The 18,600-nt window shown below is 32.0% G+C and carries 20 protein-coding genes; 6 read left to right on the forward strand and 14 right to left on the reverse strand.

All coding sequences use genetic code 11. From position 1 onward, the window contains the following. Nucleotides 1-212: 212 nt before the first annotated feature. The 5 genes from LC076_RS04960 to cdaS all read right to left on the reverse strand — a co-directional run bounded on the left by LC076_RS04960 (nucleotide 213) and on the right by cdaS (nucleotide 6,931). Complete coding sequence (locus LC076_RS04960; protein ID WP_226666643.1) at nucleotides 213-2,132, reverse strand: vWA domain-containing protein; 1,920 nt, start codon at nucleotides 2,130-2,132, stop codon at nucleotides 213-215. Nucleotides 2,133-2,142: 10 nt separating this feature from the next. Further along, nucleotides 2,143-3,024 (reverse strand): AAA family ATPase, encoded by an 882-nt coding sequence (locus LC076_RS04965; protein WP_226666646.1) that lies wholly within the window; start codon nucleotides 3,022-3,024, stop codon nucleotides 2,143-2,145. 197 nt (nucleotides 3,025-3,221) lie between these two features. Beyond that, the gene (locus LC076_RS04970) at nucleotides 3,222-4,265 is read right to left on the reverse strand and encodes a LysM peptidoglycan-binding domain-containing protein (RefSeq protein ID WP_226666648.1); all 1,044 of its coding nucleotides are present in this window, start codon (nucleotides 4,263-4,265) and stop codon (nucleotides 3,222-3,224) included. A gap of 751 nt (nucleotides 4,266-5,016) precedes the next feature. After that, nucleotides 5,017-6,225, reverse strand: coding sequence for an MFS transporter (locus tag LC076_RS04975; protein WP_226666651.1), 1,209 nt, complete (start codon nucleotides 6,223-6,225; stop codon nucleotides 5,017-5,019). Nucleotides 6,226-6,307: 82 nt separating this feature from the next. Further along, a complete protein-coding gene (cdaS, locus tag LC076_RS04980; RefSeq protein ID WP_226666653.1) occupies nucleotides 6,308-6,931 on the reverse strand; it encodes a sporulation-specific diadenylate cyclase CdaS in 624 nt (207 codons plus the stop codon). A 265-nt stretch (nucleotides 6,932-7,196) separates the two neighbouring features. Here cdaS and LC076_RS04985 point away from each other — a divergent pair, with 265 nt between their 5' ends. After that, nucleotides 7,197-8,558, forward strand: a complete 1,362-nt coding sequence (locus LC076_RS04985) for an MATE family efflux transporter (RefSeq protein WP_226666655.1) — start codon at nucleotides 7,197-7,199, stop codon at nucleotides 8,556-8,558. A gap of 281 nt (nucleotides 8,559-8,839) precedes the next feature. Here the strand turns inward: LC076_RS04985 and bshB2 are convergent, their stop codons facing one another. The 4 genes from bshB2 to rarD are packed head-to-tail and all read right to left on the reverse strand — an operon-like array spanning nucleotide 8,840 to nucleotide 11,138. Then, the gene (gene bshB2, locus LC076_RS04990; protein ID WP_226666658.1) at nucleotides 8,840-9,505 is read right to left on the reverse strand and encodes a bacillithiol biosynthesis deacetylase BshB2; all 666 of its coding nucleotides are present in this window, start codon (nucleotides 9,503-9,505) and stop codon (nucleotides 8,840-8,842) included. Nucleotides 9,506-9,530: 25 nt separating this feature from the next. Further along, the gene (locus tag LC076_RS04995; RefSeq protein ID WP_226666659.1) at nucleotides 9,531-9,881 is read right to left on the reverse strand and encodes a YojF family protein; all 351 of its coding nucleotides are present in this window, start codon (nucleotides 9,879-9,881) and stop codon (nucleotides 9,531-9,533) included. A gap of 14 nt (nucleotides 9,882-9,895) precedes the next feature. Further along, complete coding sequence (locus tag LC076_RS05000) at nucleotides 9,896-10,168, reverse strand: hypothetical protein (RefSeq protein ID WP_226666661.1); 273 nt, start codon at nucleotides 10,166-10,168, stop codon at nucleotides 9,896-9,898. 28 nt (nucleotides 10,169-10,196) lie between these two features. After that, nucleotides 10,197-11,138, reverse strand: coding sequence for an EamA family transporter RarD (rarD, locus tag LC076_RS05005; protein ID WP_226666663.1), 942 nt, complete (start codon nucleotides 11,136-11,138; stop codon nucleotides 10,197-10,199). Nucleotides 11,139-11,605: 467 nt separating this feature from the next. Here rarD and LC076_RS05010 point away from each other — a divergent pair, with 467 nt between their 5' ends. Beyond that, nucleotides 11,606-12,055, forward strand: a complete 450-nt coding sequence (locus tag LC076_RS05010; protein ID WP_226666665.1) for an Hsp20/alpha crystallin family protein — start codon at nucleotides 11,606-11,608, stop codon at nucleotides 12,053-12,055. 197 nt (nucleotides 12,056-12,252) lie between these two features. On the opposite strand, the gene LC076_RS05015 is transcribed toward LC076_RS05010, so the two are convergent. From LC076_RS05015 to LC076_RS05025, 3 genes are all read right to left on the reverse strand, one after another. Then, nucleotides 12,253-12,477, reverse strand: a complete 225-nt coding sequence (locus tag LC076_RS05015; protein WP_226666667.1) for a hypothetical protein — start codon at nucleotides 12,475-12,477, stop codon at nucleotides 12,253-12,255. A gap of 223 nt (nucleotides 12,478-12,700) precedes the next feature. Beyond that, entirely contained in the window at nucleotides 12,701-13,441 is a 741-nt protein-coding gene (locus LC076_RS05020; protein ID WP_413465944.1) for an SDR family oxidoreductase, read from the reverse strand. Beyond that, nucleotides 13,434-13,766: a winged helix-turn-helix transcriptional regulator gene (locus LC076_RS05025; RefSeq protein ID WP_226666670.1), complete on the reverse strand. Its 333-nt coding sequence runs from the start codon at nucleotides 13,764-13,766 to the stop codon at nucleotides 13,434-13,436. The genes LC076_RS05020 and LC076_RS05025 overlap by 8 nt, the downstream gene beginning before the upstream one ends. A gap of 176 nt (nucleotides 13,767-13,942) precedes the next feature. Between LC076_RS05025 and LC076_RS05030 the strand changes: the two genes are divergently transcribed. Next, complete coding sequence (locus LC076_RS05030; RefSeq protein WP_413465952.1) at nucleotides 13,943-14,539, forward strand: nitroreductase family protein; 597 nt, start codon at nucleotides 13,943-13,945, stop codon at nucleotides 14,537-14,539. A 74-nt stretch (nucleotides 14,540-14,613) separates the two neighbouring features. Here LC076_RS05030 and LC076_RS05035 read toward each other — a convergent pair whose 3' ends face one another. Beyond that, a complete protein-coding gene (locus LC076_RS05035) occupies nucleotides 14,614-16,002 on the reverse strand; it encodes a S41 family peptidase (protein WP_226666674.1) in 1,389 nt (462 codons plus the stop codon). 308 nt (nucleotides 16,003-16,310) lie between these two features. Between LC076_RS05035 and LC076_RS05040 the strand changes: the two genes are divergently transcribed. From LC076_RS05040 to LC076_RS05050, 3 genes are all read left to right on the forward strand, one after another. After that, nucleotides 16,311-16,583 carry a hypothetical protein gene (locus LC076_RS05040; RefSeq protein WP_226666677.1) on the forward strand — a complete coding sequence of 91 codons (273 nt, stop codon included), beginning with the start codon at nucleotides 16,311-16,313 and terminating at the stop codon, nucleotides 16,581-16,583. A 57-nt stretch (nucleotides 16,584-16,640) separates the two neighbouring features. Continuing rightward, nucleotides 16,641-17,357: a class I SAM-dependent methyltransferase gene (locus LC076_RS05045; protein WP_226666679.1), complete on the forward strand. Its 717-nt coding sequence runs from the start codon at nucleotides 16,641-16,643 to the stop codon at nucleotides 17,355-17,357. A 274-nt stretch (nucleotides 17,358-17,631) separates the two neighbouring features. After that, nucleotides 17,632-17,886 carry a hypothetical protein gene (locus tag LC076_RS05050; RefSeq protein ID WP_413465945.1) on the forward strand — a complete coding sequence of 85 codons (255 nt, stop codon included), beginning with the start codon at nucleotides 17,632-17,634 and terminating at the stop codon, nucleotides 17,884-17,886. Nucleotides 17,887-18,088: 202 nt separating this feature from the next. On the opposite strand, the gene LC076_RS05055 is transcribed toward LC076_RS05050, so the two are convergent. Beyond that, the gene (locus LC076_RS05055; RefSeq protein ID WP_226666683.1) at nucleotides 18,089-18,589 is read right to left on the reverse strand and encodes a mismatch-specific DNA-glycosylase; all 501 of its coding nucleotides are present in this window, start codon (nucleotides 18,587-18,589) and stop codon (nucleotides 18,089-18,091) included. Nucleotides 18,590-18,600: the final 11 nt, after the last annotated feature.

Genomic DNA, 18,600 nt, shown 5'->3' on the forward strand with positions numbered 1-18,600 from the left:
ATATGCTCAGGTAAAAAGTACAATATTTATTATTTTAAAGTAAATTCAAATTAATTTTTGAAAATATTAAACTCTATGCTAATTTTCAGCTCTTTGTTGATTCAATCTGTATATTTAGACTGTTGCTGAGAGAATTGGGTAGGGGAAGACACCTCAGATAATAAGCTTATTAAAACGTTCCCCGACATTGAAAATTCTCTCTAGCATTTCATTTATATTGTGTTTAGTAACAGTCTCTTTAATAGTGGGAATAGTTGCTCTGGTAACTCTTCAATTTCCTCAACAAATATACTATATTTTCCATAAATGTTTTGTATAGTGTTTTTCGTTGCTTCATCAATTTCTCTTGTAGATAAAAACACATTTAAAACTTCTATTCCCATTTTTCTAGCTTCTAAAACTGATTCATGTGTATCAATAATCCCATTTCTTTCGTACCCCATCGCAGCAGGCTCTCCATCTGAAAAAACCAAGAGAAATTTTTGTTTTTCTTGTCTCATTGTTAACTGTTTAGTCATGTGTCTGATTGCGTAGCCGTCGCGATTATCTTCTTCTGGTTTTAGTTGCATAATCTCAGGACCGGTTTGTTGTTTCAAAGAACTTTCAAATGATACAACAGTATGAAAGTGATTGGGCTGACGAGTTTTTGTTGCTTCATTTGTATCTTCCCAAAATCCAACAATTTGATGAGGTACTCTTACAGATTTCAATGTTTCATGAAATAAAGTTATTCCAAGTTTTGTCTGCTCCATCTTATCATACATAGATGCTGAACAATCAACTAACAATGTGAAAACAGCATCGATTTCAGGTGACTTTTCCTGTTTTTTATAAAATAGCTTTGGGTTTTCGTCTGTTAATAATCTTAATAGCTTTTTATTCATCCTTCCTATATGAAGATCTGTTCTAGGCATCGTTCTTTTATGTTCAAGTGTTTTAAGAATCATTAATTTCAACTTGTTTTGTAACAACATGACTTGATTTCTGTTCTCTAAGTACTCGTCTCTTTCATTAACTAGAGGGACAATTGGATCTTCAAAAATTGGTACAGCATATTTATTCTCTTTTCCATATGCTAAATCCACTCCTACCGATCGTTCTTCACCAGTATTTTCAAGTGCTTCTAGTTTTGAATAGTCATTCTTTTTTGCTTTTTTTGATGTTCCTTGCACCATAGCGAGAGCTTGATCTGTATCTTCACCTTCTCGAACAGTACCATCACCATTAATTGTTGTGTTCGTCCCCTGTTCCAACTCGAATTGAAGAAAGCTTTTTGTTGGTTTACTTGTTTCACTGTGCCATGTAGGTAATTTGTCTTCATGAACATCTTTGTCACCTGTTTTAGCATCTTTTAAAGTATCTTTGTTCTTCAGTTTATTTTTTCTCTTTAACTCATCAAAAAGCGTATTGGCTTGAAAAGAATCATACTCTAGTTCAGCAAGATAAAAATAAGTGTTTAACATATCCTTATCGAGAATTTCTTCTAATATTACCAATATGTCCTTTACAGTCTTTATATTATCTGATGTTGATTTAGCTTCATAAACTGAAAATAATTTTGTTTCAATATAAGGGAGCGCACGATCTAAATTTCCAGATAATGAAGGTGTTTCTTCAAATAAAGAATGTGATGTTAACCTTAAAAAGAGATAATTAAAAAGTGCATCCGTTAAAATATTACGTTCTTTATGTATTGTAAGTTGTCCTTGAAAATGTTTTCTATATAATTTTTTTCTAACATTAAAAGACTTTTTGGTTCCAGGGCGTTCTTTAATACAAATTTCTTCAAGTCGAATATCTTCTAAGAGCATACACAATTGTTTTGCAAAGCTTTTTAATTTGTAATTATCAATTTCGTGAAGAAATAAACCAATTTTCCGGTAGTTTGTAAAATAAAAATTCCCAATACATCTCAAATAGATATCACTTTTAAAACCATGTACTATCTCATTTCTTTCTCTATGATCCCAAAAGTGACTAATAAATGCTTTAAAATGAATTGGATCTAAATATGATTGCACACTATAGTCAACTTCAATGTCAGATTGTTTCGTTAAAGCTTTAGCAAGATCTGATAGCTCCATGAATAAAAATGAGTCAACTTGTTGATCATTAAATTTAATAAATCTCAATTTAAAAACCTCACTCAAAAAGAGTATCTGCAAGATTTCGAATCGCAGCTTTTTCCCTTTCATCTTCTAGTTTATCAACAATCGATCTTTCAATTGATCGTTTTGGTGGCATAAAACTAGCTAAATCGCATGTATCAATAAGTGCTCGAATAGAAGCTGCTTCTTCGGATACTTGCCCATTTTGAACTAGAGTTAATAAATCACTAGATAGTTTTGTAAACGTGTCTAATAACTTTTGATCTTTAAGTGTCGATTGACTTTCTAAAACTTTTTTCAATTCTTCTCCTTGAATATAAGGAACTTCAATAACGACAAAACGGTTTTTCAATGCCTCATTTAAAGGTACAGTACCAACATATCCTTCATTAATGGCCGCTATAACTGTAAAGTCCTCATCAGATTTGATCACTTCACCAGTAAAAGGATTTGTGATCATTCTTCTATAATCTAGAACTCCATTTAATATTGGTAAAGTTTCTGGCTTTGCCATGTTGATTTCATCAATATAAAGTAAGTGACCACTTTTCATAGCCTTTACGACAGGTCCTGAAATGAATTCAATAGTTGTTTTCCCATGTTCATTTGTAATTGTTTTAAACCCTAATAGTGCTTCTGCATCCAAATCAACAGAACAGTTTATACTATGCATAGGTTGACCAAATAGATTTGACAATGTTTCTGCAAGCTTTGTTTTACCTGACCCTGTTGGTCCTTTTAGAAGAACATTCTTCCCAAGAGCAAGTGCAATCATCGCATCAATTAAAATAGCTTCATCTGATGGAGTAAAACCACTTTCGCCTATTAATTCTTCATCCTGTTCAAACCTTTTCACTCTTTTTTCTATTATTTCTTTTATTTTATCTGGTAATGTATTAAATTGTGGTGAATTCATATTAGTCCTTCTTTCATTTTTAACTATATATCCGTACAGCTTTAAGCTGTTTTCAAAATAACAAGATTATCATAATCCAAAGTCGAGTATACTAGAAAATCAACGAGTATTCAAAAATGTTCCATTAAAAAATTTATTTAAATGTTCACATACAAAAAAGACCTTAAAAGGTCTTTTCATAGTAATGTATTAGATTATTATTTCGCAAAACGTTTAGCACCTAAATAGCGCTCTTTCCAATAAGAGTTTGATAATTGTGAAATTGTTACTCCTGAACTACTAGAATGGATAAATTCATTATTTCCTAAATAAATCCCCATATGTGAAGGACCTTCTTTATATGTTGTAAAGAAGACAAAATCACCTACAGCGGGGTTACTAACTGGCTTCATTAAATCCCAATAACCAGCAGTACTTAAGCGAGAAACAGATGTCACTTTATTTAGCACATAATAAATGTAGCCACTACAATCAAAACCTAATGGTGTATTTCCTGCCCATACATAAGGTGTACCAATAAGTGCTTTAGCTTCATTAATCATTATATCGATCTTACTAGTTGGATTTGTTTCAACTGTATCTGTTTGTTTATCTGTTGCAGGAATTTCACCTGTTATCTTTAAAACCTGTCCAATTTGAATTGTATCTGAAGTAAGCTTATTTGTTACCTTAAGTTCAGCAACTGTAATATTAAATTGATTTGCAACCTTCCATAAAGAATCACCTGCTTTAACAGAATAAGAAGATTGTGATGATATCGGTTTAGTCGGGTTAACTACAGACTTTTTGTCTGTTTCTTTCGTTGTCGTTGTTGTTTCTTTATTTACAACTAACTTTTGACCAACCCTTATCAGATCATTTTGCAGACCATTCAATTTTTTCAATTCACTAACAGATGTGTTGTTAGCTCTTGCTATCACCCATAAAGAGTCTCCTGATTTAACTACATATGTAACAGCCTTTGTTGTCGTTGTCGTTGTCGTTTCCACTTTAGGTGTAACAACTGGGGTCGTATTTTGTTTATTCGTACTAGGTAATTCTAATACTTGTCCAACTTTTAAGAAGTCATTGGATAAACCATTTGCACTCTTAATTTTGTCAACGCTTGTTTCAAATTGACGAGATAAGCTCCAAAGAGTATCCCCACTCTTAACCTTGACACTGTCTGCAGCTGCAGCTGAGGCAAATAGGGATGAACCGACAACAGCCGTAGCTGTTAGCCCCAATATTTTCTGTTTCATTAAATTATGTACCTCCTTGGTATTTTAAAAATGACTCTTCATTAAGCGGGGTTAAAGCACCAAACTTTTTTTGATAGAAACTATTTTACATTAACTAGTTCTATAGTCCCTTCAATTCTATTACCGCCAAATTACCGGGTTAAAAATAGTTTAATTGATTCGAGTACATAAAACTACAAAATTCTATAAAAAAAAGTATATTAAGCCAAAAATAGGTAAAAAGGTACAAATCTATGTATAAACTTTTATATAATGACAGTGATAGAAATGGCTGGGACTCAACTAAAGAATTCATACAAAAAGACGAACAAATCTAAATTGAGTAAGCTGAGTGAACCAAAAGATTAATTGATATAACACTTAATCATTCGGTTTTTAACATTACTTTTAATACTCCAGCTACCTGTTCACACTTAAAAACTTGATTATCACTTTAATAACAAGGATATTCTAGAAATAAAAAGAATTTTTAAAATAGAATTCTTGGAGCTCAGGGTAAACTCTATAAGATAGGTTTCTTTCTTATTTTCATGCAAAAAAAGGGTAGAAATAAATTTTGCCCTTTTCAACATAAAAATGATATTACTACCAGTTAGATGGCAAACTATGCTTTAAAGCCCTAAGACCGATCGAAAACTCTTGACTTTCGGAGGCACGAAGCCTTGGAAGGAGCTGAGTTACCCTTTTTGGTAGTTAGGCGCACCTCAGCTAGGTGAGTAACAAAGAAGTGAGCGTTTGTTAATAGTCTGAATTATACTACGTTTTTTTCTTTTAATAGTTTAGTATTATTTGTATTATGTCGACTCTGTATTAATGCAAAATATGTAACTGCAGAAAGAGATACAACACCGAAAATAACGACCATGTATTTGAGACCAATAGTATCAAGTAATAACCCTGTACTTAGTAAAACAACTTGAAACATGACTCGATCCAACATATTCCTAAAAGAGAAAAATCTCCCGTGATATGCTTTGGGAATTTTCGTTTGAAAAATCGTAGCCGCTATCGGGAAAAAACACCCAACACCTAAACCAAAAAGTCCAAATGAAATGAGAGACATGATTTTCATATCACTAAAAAACAATGATAAATGGGCAAAAGATATGACAAATGCAAAAATAAACATTAGTTTAATAGGTGGCATTAGATGAGTTATTTTTTTTACAAAAAAAGCGCCAATCATGAATGATACACCTTCCACTGTATATAAAAGTCCTTTTATTGCAGTATCATCCTGTAATTCACTAATATTAATAACCATTAAATTAAATCCTCCAATAAAAAGCATTGGAATAATCGTTAATACCAGTGCTGAAATAACAATCGGAATTTCTCTTAAAACTGGTATAACCTCTCTAAAACTACTTGTCTTTTTACTACCTTTTCTATCGATACTTGGTTCATCAAATTTTAAAGCAAATGTTGTCATTAATATAATTAAATAGGCGATCATAGATGCCACATATAAAAATTCTATTTTCATCACAACTAACATCATTCCTGCTAAAGCAGTTCCTACTACACGAGCTAGTGTAGAAACATTCATATGAACACCATTCATTTGAATTAAATCTTCGTCCTTAACTATTAAAGGAATAACCGCTTGAATAGCCGGGAAGTAAAACGCTGCACTAATTTGTATTGTCACCAAAAAGAAAACCATAAATAAAATTGATTCAAAATGCAAGGCTAGGAACATAAATAAAATACTTAACATACGACCAATCCCTGCAAAAATCATGACCTTTTTCTTAGAGTAAGTATCAATTACTTTACCTGCAAGTGGTCCTATACATACTCCTGCTAACAACCCGAGGAATAACACGACTGATTTCATAAAATCCAATGGGATATACTTCTGCATAAATTCCAAATTCCCAATAATACCCATCCACAACCCTAACCCAGCAATTAATTCACCTAATAATAATATCCAAACATTTTTGTTTCTCCACATAATTTCAGCTTCTTCCAATAATTTGTATGTATGCTAACTATAACATCCAAAAAACTATTTCGCTACACGAAATAAATAATAGTTATTGTAAGTTTGTATTTGAAGAGCTAATTGGATAAAGCGTACCTTCTAAAGCAAAAGACATTTTACCTGTTTCTTCAGAAACAACTAGTATTAGTGCATCTGTTTGATCAGAAAGACCAATTGCAGCTCGATGTCTTGTGCCGATCTTTTCTGACCCAAAATGCTGTGTGGTTAATGGGAGAACATTAGCCGCTGAATGAATAACATCTCCTGAAATGAGAAGTGCGCCATCATGTAAAGGATTACCTGGATAAAAGATACTTTCAATCAGTCTACTGGATAAATCTGCGTTGATTTGAATTCCACCATGAATTTTGGAACCTGTTGAATCTAAACGTTCTACAATAATGAGTGCACCATGTCTCCTATTTGATAAATTTTGCAGTGCTTTTGCAATTTCAATATAATTCTTAGTAAATTCCGCTATATATGCTTTTAAGTAAAAAAATGATGCTGAGGATTGTATTTCGTCAAATCGCTCTCTTATATTGGATAATTCACACAATAAACAATAGTCCTTCTCTCCTAATGAATTTTTCATTATTACTGCTTCCTCAATAATCTGATCAAGATGATATGAGATATGATTTTTAATATGAACCAACGCTGAAATATTCTCCATCATATATGACTCCTTTTTCGGTATAAATTTTTATGAGTATTATTTCCTAAAATACACCATACTAAAAAGGGAGGTTTTAACAATGATTACTCAAAAAATTTTCCAATATACTTTTAGTATACTTGGGGTGATTTCACTAGGTTTTTTTTATTACCAAATGTTTAAAGGTGAATCAGGCAAATCGAACAACGAACAAAAATAACATTCCATCAATTCCATTCATGTTATAATTCTCTAGTCAACAACTAGAAAAGAGGATGTTAATATGAAAGAAGCCGTTTCAAAACGTGAAAAATTGTTCTATTTCTCAAGTATACTTTTTCCAATCTTAGTTACGCAGCTTGGCTTGTTCTCGATGAGCTTTTTTGATACAACAATGTCAGGAAAAGTCCAACGAGACGATCTAGCTGGTGTAGCAATTGGATCAAGTCTTTGGATACCTGTTTACACTGGTTTAAGTGGGATTCTTTTGTCGGTCACCCCAATTGTAGCTCAGCTTATAGGAGCTAAAAGAAAAAAAGAAGTTCCCTTCATGGTTGTTCAAGGATTATATGTCAGCGTCGTTATCTCATTACTAATTATTCTTCTTGGCTTTTTTGTATTAGATCCAATATTAAATAATATGGGTTTAGAAGAAGATGTTTTACATATTGCAAAAGGATACCTTATTGCATTATCTTTTGGGATTTTTCCGTTATTTATTTATGCTGTTTTACGATGTTTTATTGATGCTTTAGGTTTGACTAGAGTTACGATGTTTATCACACTAACATCTTTGCCCATTAACTTTATCTTGAATTATATGTTCATTTTCGGTAAGTTTGGTGCTCCAAAGCTCGGAGGTATTGGTGCTGGAATAGCATCTTCAATAACATATTGGTGTATTACAGTTATCACGATCCTAATTATCTTAAAGCAAGCACCTTTTAAGGAATTTGGTATCTTTAAAACCTTTTATGGTATCTCATTTAAATCCTGGGCTGAGATTTTACTTATTGGCGTACCAATCGGCTTATCCATTTTCTTTGAAACAAGTATATTTGCAGCAGTAACATTGCTTATGAGTCAATATAATACTGTTACAATTGCATCACACCAAGCTGCCATAAATTTTGCCTCGTTCCTTTATATGCTACCACTGAGTATTTCAATGGCACTTACTATCGTAGTAGGACATGAAATTGGAGCCAAACGAATTAAGGATGCAAAGCAATATAGTTATTTAGGTATTGGTTTTGCCCTATTTTTATCTGTTTTATCTGCAGCACTAATCTTTTTCTTTCGTCCAGAGGTTGCTTCAATTTACACTTCTGATCCTGATGTTCTTAAGTTGACTCAAGCCTTTTTAATATATGCTATTTTCTTTCAGCTATCAGATGCAATCGCAGCACCTATCCAAGGCGCATTAAGAGGTTATAAAGATGTTAATGTTACATTTATTATGGCTCTTATATCATATTGGGTTATAGGCCTTCCAGTAGGGTATTTATTAGCAACCTTCACTTCCTTGGATGCATTCGGGTATTGGATTGGTTTAATATCTGGTCTTGCGGCTGGGGCTATTGGCCTTTCCGCTAGGCTTGCTTTTATACAAAAAAGAAAAGCACAGGAATTTTCAGTTAACTAAGAAATTCGCAAGTCATTTAAGTTTGTGTACAAATCAAAAAAGAGAGGCCGACTTAAAATGAGTCGTTCTCTCTTTTTTAGCTTTCTATAAGGCTCTTTTCTGAAAGATTGGTGCTAATTGACTTAATTCTTTGTTAGAAACGGTGTTCTCATCGTAGAAAAGGTACTATTCTAGTAGAAAAGATGCCGCTAGACTTTATATAGTGCTTTTTCTTTCCAAGTAAATAAAAGCAACAAAGTTTACGAAACAGCCTTCTATAATAAGCAGTCAATATGAAGAAATCAACTGTTCCATTTATATGTCCAAAAAACTTCACTTTCAAACCAATGTATAAATTCTGGATCTTTGCTTAAAAGCTTTTCTTCAATTTGTTTTAGCATTCCTTCAGTTTGTGAACGATGTGCTTTCAATGCATTTAATTTCACATCAGCTACATCTGTAATTTTAATGTGAACATCAGGTTCTCCAATAACTTCAAAGCGATTTTTGGTAATAGCCATACAATAAGTTAAAGGTCGTTCTTCGACTGGTTTGCGCTTCAACGCGCGTATAACTGCTGCACCACATGCATCATGATCAGGGTGAACGCCATGTCCTGGATAGAAAGTTACAATTAATGAAGGTTGTACATCATCGATAATATTCTCCATTATTGTTGCTAACTGTTCATCATCCTCGAATTCAAGTGTTTTATCTCTCAGTCCTAGCATCCTTAAGTCTTGAATATCCATAGCTTTACAAGCATTCTCTAATTCTTCTTTTCGTATTTGCGGTAAAATTTCACGATTAGCAAATAACGGATTTCCCATATTTCTACCCATTTCACCTAATGTGCCACATGCATAAGTAACAGGAACACCAGCTTTTCTTTTTTTAGCTATTAACCCTGCTACACCAAATGCTTCATCATCAGGGTGTGGTAAGATTACTAGAACATGTTCTCTCATCTTTATTCTCCTCTTCTCCTCTATTTTAATTTTCAAAAGGATTTTCACTTATTTGAAGAGCTATGGCCAATTGTCCTTCTCCATTGTGTCCAGCTAATAAAAGCTGTTGATCTTCGTTAAATATCCAATCTGTTAAACCTTCAGCATATATCCAGCCGTCTTCAAGTTTTAATCCTACACGGTATGGACCATTTCCAGTTATTTTAGCTTGATGATACATAACTTTAGCATTCCGAATAAAAGCAACAACAGTCATATTCTTTTCGTCTTTATGAGCTGAATATGACCCTGTTGTCGTTTCTAAATGGATAAAAACAGATTTATTTAAGAATTGATCTAGATAAGCTTGTACATCTTCTTTTATAATTACCTTCATCTCTCATTGTCTCCTTATTGTTCGAAATTTCTAATTCTCTCGATAACAGAGATATGTAATTCAATCAACTGTACCTTTTGTTTATTATTTAAAGAAGAAGATATAATTCTAGTCACTGAAGAATGAAACTTTTCCGTAGAAGTTTTTCTAAGTCTAGGATGTGTCATTTCATCTTTCATCTCCTTCTCAATGGAAGAAATTAATGTAGTATATTCATCTTTTTTTACAGGTAATGTCCGATTTGTCCAAAGCATACGATAAGCTTCAAGTAAATCTCTATAATCCATAACTTGTTACCCTCACAATAAATACAATCTATAACTCGACTGATTTTTTTCTTCTTAACTTTAACTCTATTTTCCTAAAGGCTTTTGAATGAGACAATGTAAAAATGAATAAAGCCGTCCAAATACATGTAAAGGTAATAACTTCAGTAGATGTAAAAGGTTCATTGTAGATGACAACACCTATTATTAATGTGATTGTTGGAGCTATATATTGTAGGATTCCTACCATAAACAGCGGAATTCTTTTTGCACCTGATGCAAAAAGGAGTAACGGAATGGCTGTAGCCGCACCAGCACCTATCAATAGTAACTTTGTAGTTAACTCTACGTCTAAAAACAGCATATCACCTTTTTGAGCTAAAAAAGATAGATAAAAAACAGCTATTGGCGTAACCATTAAAGTTTCGAAAGTTAGGCCTATTGCAGAACTCAATTTTGTCATTTTTTTCGTTAAACCGTATAGTCCAAAGCTAAAAGCTAATGTCAATGCAACATATGGAATTTCACCGTAATGCAATGTCATATATAGAACTCCTAAGGCAGCAACAATAAATGAAATTTTTTGTAGTAAGTTTAATTTTTCTTTTAAAAATAGCATTCCCAAAAGAACACTTATTAAAGGATTTATGTAGTACCCAAGACTTGCTTCAATCATTCGGTCATTATTAACCGACCATATATAAACAAACCAATTTATACTAATTAAAATAGATGATAAAACCAATGTTACCAGAACAATTGGTTTTTTAATGATTTTCTTTGAATGTTCTAACATATTGTTCCATTCACGATTAACACTTAGTATGACTAACATAAATAAAAATGACCAAAAAATTCGATGGGCTAATATCTCTTCAGGTGTTACATCTCCTACCATTTTCCAATAAAGAGGCAAAATCCCCCAAAGTAAATATGAAGCTGCTGTGTATAGTAACCCGTGTTTATAAGTATTTGCTTCAGATGTATGCATTATGATATCCTCACTTCTTCTTTACCTAAGGCTCTTTTCTGAACAATTGTTGCTGTGTAACTAAAATTTAGAATTAAAAAAGAGTTTTACAACTATAAGGGTACTATTTTATGAAGAAAAGATGCCACTATACTTAATACATTGCTGATTGCTTAGATTATTTAATAGCAACAAAGTTTACGAAAAAAGCCTTTCTGAAAGATTGTTCCTAATTACCCTAATATTGTAGTTTAATCATTGTTCTTATTGCATAATAATACTATTTTAATAAGAAAAGATGCCATCATGCTTGATAAAGTGCTGTTTATTTGGAGTTGTTAAAAGCAACTAATTTTGCGAAAACAGCCTTACCTAAAATCAATTATAAACATAAGGGTAGTTGTACCACAACCTATTTGCATTGCTAACCGTTTACTTCTACTTTGCATATTATGGTTACAAATCTTAGTCATAAAGGAAGTGAAAAAATGTTTCCGTGGAACAAACAATTTCCATTCGATCAGACAGGTTTCACTAAAAATTTAAATAAAATGAATCCAAAAGAAGTAGAGAATTATATTCAAAGTGTGATGAAAAATGTTTTTGGAGGAGATTTATCACAAAGTTTTCCTTTTCAAGGAGATCTATCTCCTAATGAAAAAGTTCAGACACCCAAGCCTGAGATTTTTGAAACAAATGAATATGTGTACGTCAAACTTAACATTTCTAAAAATCATGACAATGATATTAAGGTACAACATACAAATCATCAACTAATTATTAAAAATTATCCTAAGCAAGGAGAAGTCTCAAAATATATGCTTCCAGCCCCTGTAAAAAGAAAAGGAACAAAAGCAAGATATATAGACAATTACCTTGAAATACAATTGGTAAAGTTAACAGAAAACTCAATTTCAGAAATTGATATTACCTATTAGAAATCTTTTAAAATTGATGAAAGTCGGGAAGCCATTCCCTTCCCGACCTTCTATCAGTTTAGACTACATAAAAGAGCTTTCCTCTTCAAATCTCCGCTTATATAATGTTTCACCATAAGATGATACCCATATATAAAGGGTTATTTTAGAGGTCAGCTCTTTTAATGTTTATATTGTTTTTAACATTTTACTCAATATTAATAACGGAAGGGTCCACCATATGGGTATCCGAATCCATATCCATAAGGGTAACCACCAAATCCTCCACCATATGGGGGATAACCTCCATATGGATAAAACGGTCGTGGTCTAAATACTGCACTTCCTACTAAACCACCGAGAAGTCCACCAACAAAAGGTCCTCCAAAAAAGAATCTATCCTGGTGTGGACTGCGAAACCCACTTTGTAAATAATGTGACATTATTCTACCTCCTCTAATATTTACCTACACTATTAAGTATTCATGTAAGTAACTATTCGATTGGGTAGATACCTATAAATTAGGTAATTCGCTTAAATATCTTCTTAAGATCAATCAAATTTTGATCACCTTTCATTGATTGAAATTATAATAAAACTACTATTTGAGTGTTTTATCACATTTATTTAATAAGTACTTTTCGTAATAAGTACAAAAGTTAAAGTTAGTGTTCATAAATCATTTTCTTCGTCATTCCACCATCTACTACAAGATTTATTCCTGTGACAAATTCATTATCCTCAGCAGTTAAATAAAAACATGCTTTAGCTATATCTTCTGGTTTTCCAACTCTTTTGGATAAATGTTGTGAGTGATCCACTTCTCTTAAGCTACTATAATCTCCTGTTTCAATCCAACCTGGGGATATCGAATTAATTTGTATATTATCTTCACTTAATGATGTAGCTAGTGCATGTGTAAGAGAAATAATTCCACCCTTGGTTGCTGCATATGCTTCAGAGTCTGGCTCTGACATAAATGCTCTTGTTGATGAAATGTTAACAATTTTACCACCTGTATTATTTTTCTTCATCATTTTCGCAGCTTCTCTTGAGGTAAACATCACACTTCTTAAATTTGTATTAATGATTGTATCCCAATCTTCAACTGTAATTTCATAAGGTGATATCCATTTTGACAATCCTGCATTATTAATTAGGATATCCAATGAACCAAATTGATCCACCGTTTTCTGTATTAATTTCTTTATATCTTCTATAACAGAAACATCTGTTTTAATAAAAAGAACAGGTAAATCATTATTTTTACAATGATCAACAATTTTTGAACCTTCTTTTTCATCTACATCAGCAATAACAACTTTATACCCTTTTTTAGCATATTGGTAGACAAGTTCTTTGCCGATGCCATTTGCTCCACCAGTAATAATGACAGTCCTATTCACGATCAATTCCTCCTTCTGTTTCACAAAAGGTATTTGCCCATTTTCCTACCTCTAGCATTACTCCTTCTAACATTTTCCCTTTATCTGTTAACTGATATATAACTTTAACAGGCGTATCATCTATCACGATTCTTTCTAAAAGACCTTCATTTTCCAATTCTTTTAGCCTTTCAGAAAGCATTTTTTGGCTAATACTAGGGATAATCTCAGTCAGGTCTTTAAACCTTTTCGGACCGTCTAATAAAACATGAATAATAATACCAATCCAACGTTTTCCTAATAGTCGAAAAGCAGATTCCATTTTTGGACAAAGATTTAATTTCATTAAAATCGCCCCTTGTTTTCGTATCTCTTGACTCAATATATTAAATCATTTATGATGTTTCTTATGTTAATCAAACTTACAAAAAGTAAGTTTATTACTTTTAGTATATAATATACACTATATTTTTTCAAATATTAGGAGGAATTTTAATGAGTACAACTTACACCGAGGAATTAATGTCAGTAATAACCTCTCGCACATCAATTCGTAACTATAATGCAAATGAACAAATTTCTATAGAAGAGTTGCAAGAAATTCTCTCAATTACAACACAGGCACCATCTGCTTGGAATTTACAACATTGGCATTTTACTGTATTTCATAGTGAGGAAGCAAAGAAACAGCTTTTACCTATAGCCTACAACCAGAATCAAATTGTAGAATCTTCAGCAGTTATTGCTATTCTTGGTGATTTAAAAGCAAATAAAAATACCGACTCTGTATACGAGCCACTAGTTGAAGCAGGCTATATGACTTCTGAAATCAAAGAAACTTTAGCTAAACAAATTAACGGAGCTTACACTGATGAAGGTTTTGCTAGAGATGCTGCTTTCTCAAATGCATCATTAGCTGCAATGCAGTTTATGTTGACCGCTAAAGCAAAAGGCTTTGATACTTGTGCAATCGGTGGGTTTAACAAAGAACAATTTGTGAAAGAATTTAATGTTTCTGAAAGATATGTTCCGGTGATGCTTATTACTATAGGCAAAGCTCAAAAGGCTGCTCACAAAAGTAATCGATTAGATCTTCAACAAGTTTCAACTTGGCTTTAAGTAAAAAACCAAATTAGAGACAGAAATAGCTCTTCGATAAGTCATAGAATATGTGACTACCGAAGAGCTATTTTTTATAATTCTTTTTTTAGTGTTTTAATTGCTTTATCTAGTTGTGTGTCATTTTCCTTTATTTTCGTTTGTAAAAGCTCAATTAATTTAATTGTTGTACCTTCAGAAATTTTCCCATCAACATCTAGTCCTTGATCTTTTTGAAATTGCTGAACAACTTTTAAAGTTTTTTCATCAAAGAAGCCATTTACACTAACATCATTATAACCCAATGCTTTAAGCATTTGTTGTGCAGCATTAACCTCAGGTGTTGCATCTCCTTGTTTTAATACATTGTCAGGATTAATGTAAGGTAAATTCGCATATTCTGGAAGTACAACTTTCACTGTTGGCTCAATACCTTTATCATGAATCCAACTACCGTCAGGTGTTAACCATTTTGCAGTAGTATATTTAACAGACGAATTGTCTTTAAATCCTTCAGCCGATTGTACTGTTCCTTTACCAAATGTCTTTTCTCCAACAAGTGGAATACCAGCTGATTGATTTAAAGCAGCAGCCATAATTTCTCCAGCACTCGCAGTACCACCATCAATTAACACAGTTATAGGCAAGTCAATAACCACATCATTTTGAGCCTTATAAACATCTTTATTTCCATTATTATATTCTACTTGAAGAAGATTTTTTCCTTTTTCTACAAATATGTCAGACATAGCTATTGCTTGATCCATTAAACCACCAGGATTTTGTCGAAGATCAATAATTAGACCTTTAACATTCTTATCCTGAAGTTCACTTAATGCTTTAGCGAGTTCTTCACTAGTACTTTCTGAAAACTTAGTAATTTGAATTTTACCAATATTATCTTCCACTACTTCAGAATATACTGTTTCAATAGGGATAGTATCTCGTGTAATGGTAAAATTCAAATTACCAACACCTGGTCTTTGAACAGTGAGGTTAACCTCTGATCCTTTTTCTCCTCTTATTAACATAACAGCTTCTGTCACAGAAAACCCTTCAACTGATTTATCATCAACCTTTGTGATAACGTCTTTTGGCTTTAATCCAACTTCTTCTGCAGGAGATCCTTTTATTGGAGATACAATGATAATACTTCCATCATTTTCTTGTATTTCTGCACCGATACCTTCAAAAGTCGAAGAAATGTTTTCATTAAAGCTCTTCGCTTCCTCAATATCCATGTATACAGAATATGGATCTTCTAAAGATTCCACCATTCCTTTGATAGCTCCTTCTACTAACTTTTCTGTCTCAACATCTTGGTAGTAATTTTCTTGTAATAAATTATATGTTGATTTTAGTTTTGAGAAAGGGTCATCTTCTTTCAACAGTGTTACTTCTTTAGGTTGTACAACATTGTATGTAATACCTGCTGTAATAATTGCTGTAACAATAATTGAAATTAGTATTTTACTGTTATTCATTCTTTACTGCACCACCTTTATGTATGTATTTATTATGTCTAACCACATTTAAAACGTCAATGAATATGTCTAGATAGATATATTAACAACATGTAAATTTGGACATATTATGTAAGATCACATCAATAATGTAACCAATTTCATTGAAACAATGAATTTTAGACAAAATCGGCTTTTATTTTCAATGTAATAATGGACTTTAAGAAATATTCGAGAATACTCTTTTTTCAATCGACAAAAAGCACGATACTTTTTCATTAATTTAATGTAAAGTTCATTACACGAATGTAAATATGGGAGGTTTTATAATGCAACTAATAGATTACATCGGAAAACACGATTTTAATATGATTCACTTTTCTTTGACTTTAATTAAAGATATTGATTATAAGATAAATAGCAATATTCTCTATTATAAAAATCAAGTATTACATTATATTGAAGATCGTATTGAAAATTATCTAGAAGCTTTACATGTTAAATGTTCATTACAAACAATTTACAAAGCTGAAATTTATCATTTTCTTCATCCGAAATTAAATAAATTATATGAAAAACACCAATTATTCTCTTGCTTATAATCACAATCATCTCATTCCTTCATACTATACATCTAGAATATACATGGGGGAATCATGATGAATTATTTACAAATGTTGTCCTATTTAGGGATTGGGGGAGCTCACCCTGGTGGTCTTTCACTTACAAAAGCAATTTTTGAGCTGGAAAATCTCCCACCTTTTACAACTATTCTTGATGCCGGATGTGGAACAGGACAAACAACTAATTTTCTTCACCAACTAGGCTATGAAGTTACAGGTCTCGATCATGATTTACGAATGATCGAAACAGCAAGAAAAAGAAATATTGATCAAAAAAACGAAATAACTTATTTACATGAAAGTCTTTCAAACACTTCTATTGCAAGCAATGTTTTTGATTTAATTTTATGTGAGTCAGTATTATCGTTTACCATCCTTAAAGATTCACTCTATGAGATAAAGAGAATCATGAAAGAAGATGGAAAAATGATAGCCATCGAAATCATAAAAAACGAAACATTGACAAATGATGAAGAAACAGAGTTACTTGATTTTTATGGATTTTCTTCCATACTTACTATTGAGGAATGGGTAACTAAGTTTAAAGAAAACAATCTTTATATATACAATACTTTAAAAGCAGCTGATATTATGATTAATGACCTTCATGAACCTAGTACTGAATTCAACTTAAGTAGTGATATTCCAGAAAGCACCTTTTCCATCCTTGATGAACATGAGCATTTATCTAATAAGTATAGAGATAAACTTTCATATTGCGTTTTTTTCTTACAAAAAACTCACGATCAGTAGTTTTGTTTTCGATAATTATTCATTGTTTTTCAAATGTAATGGAATCTGGTTATATCTCTTAAATTGGATAAAGTTTTAATTGTCTATGAGAAACCAATTGTTTTATGCCCTATGGTTTTAAAAACTGAATAAATTATTCGTAAAAGCTATGTTTGTACTTTTTTCTTCTATAAAAAATTTAAACAAATAAATACTTTTAACTGTGATAGGCGTACAATCCCTCTTTATGCACTCATCATAAGCTATGTTGAATGATTATAAAGGAGGGATTATTTTGTCACAACATTATTATCAATTATGTTGTCGTTATAATGGTAAAGTGGTTAGAATTAATGATAGACATGGTCGAGTTCACGTAGGAAGAATTTGCCGAGTAACAAATAATAAAGTATTTATTGAACCTGTTCTTCAAAGAGGTGGCTATGGATTTGGCTTTGGTTATGGTTATGGCTATGGCTTCGGTGCCCCATATGGACTTGGGCTAGGACTTATCACTGGAATTGCACTAGGCGGTCTTCTATTCTGGTAATAAGTTAAGGCTCTTTTCTAAACGATTGTTGCAATGTAACCAAAATTTATAGTGAAAACAGTGTTTTTTCACTATAAGAGTACTAATTTATGAAGAAAAGATGCCACTAGACTTAATACAGTGCTGATTGGGTATTTAAAAGCAACAAAGTTTGCGAAAACAGCCTAATTAAAAAGGTAAGGGTTACTGCTCCCTTACCTTTTTATATATAATCTTTCAGGTGTTTATAGATTGTAGTGACATCCTTCATCTTCATTCGGACTAATCCACTAGAGGAAGGTGCAACAAAATCAATTACACCAGGAACAATGTTTTTTTCTTGCTGACCCCATGGCGCTTTTTTTAAGTGACTATATTGAAGATAAACACCTTTACCTACAAAACAAGCAATTTTAGGTTTATAAGAAGTAATTTTTTCATAAAGGATTTTCCTACCTTCTTGATATTCCTCTTTTGTAATTTCATCAGCTGCACGAGTAGGTCTAGAAACAATATTTGTAAATCCAATTCCTTTATCTAATAATTTTAAATCTTCTTCAGGAAGATACAATCTGTCAGTTATACCTGCTTCATAAAGAATTTTCCAAAATCTATTATTTTTATTTGCATAATTATGTCCTACTTGACCAGAAACCAAACTTGGATTGAAGCCAATAAATAAGACCGTTAATCCTAACTTTAAATGGTCCAAATTTTTCGTCATAAAACAAATCT

Origin of the sequence: Metabacillus litoralis (genome assembly GCF_020524045.1) — a bacterium.
Taxonomy (GTDB): domain Bacteria; phylum Bacillota; class Bacilli; order Bacillales; family Bacillaceae; genus Metabacillus; species Metabacillus litoralis_C.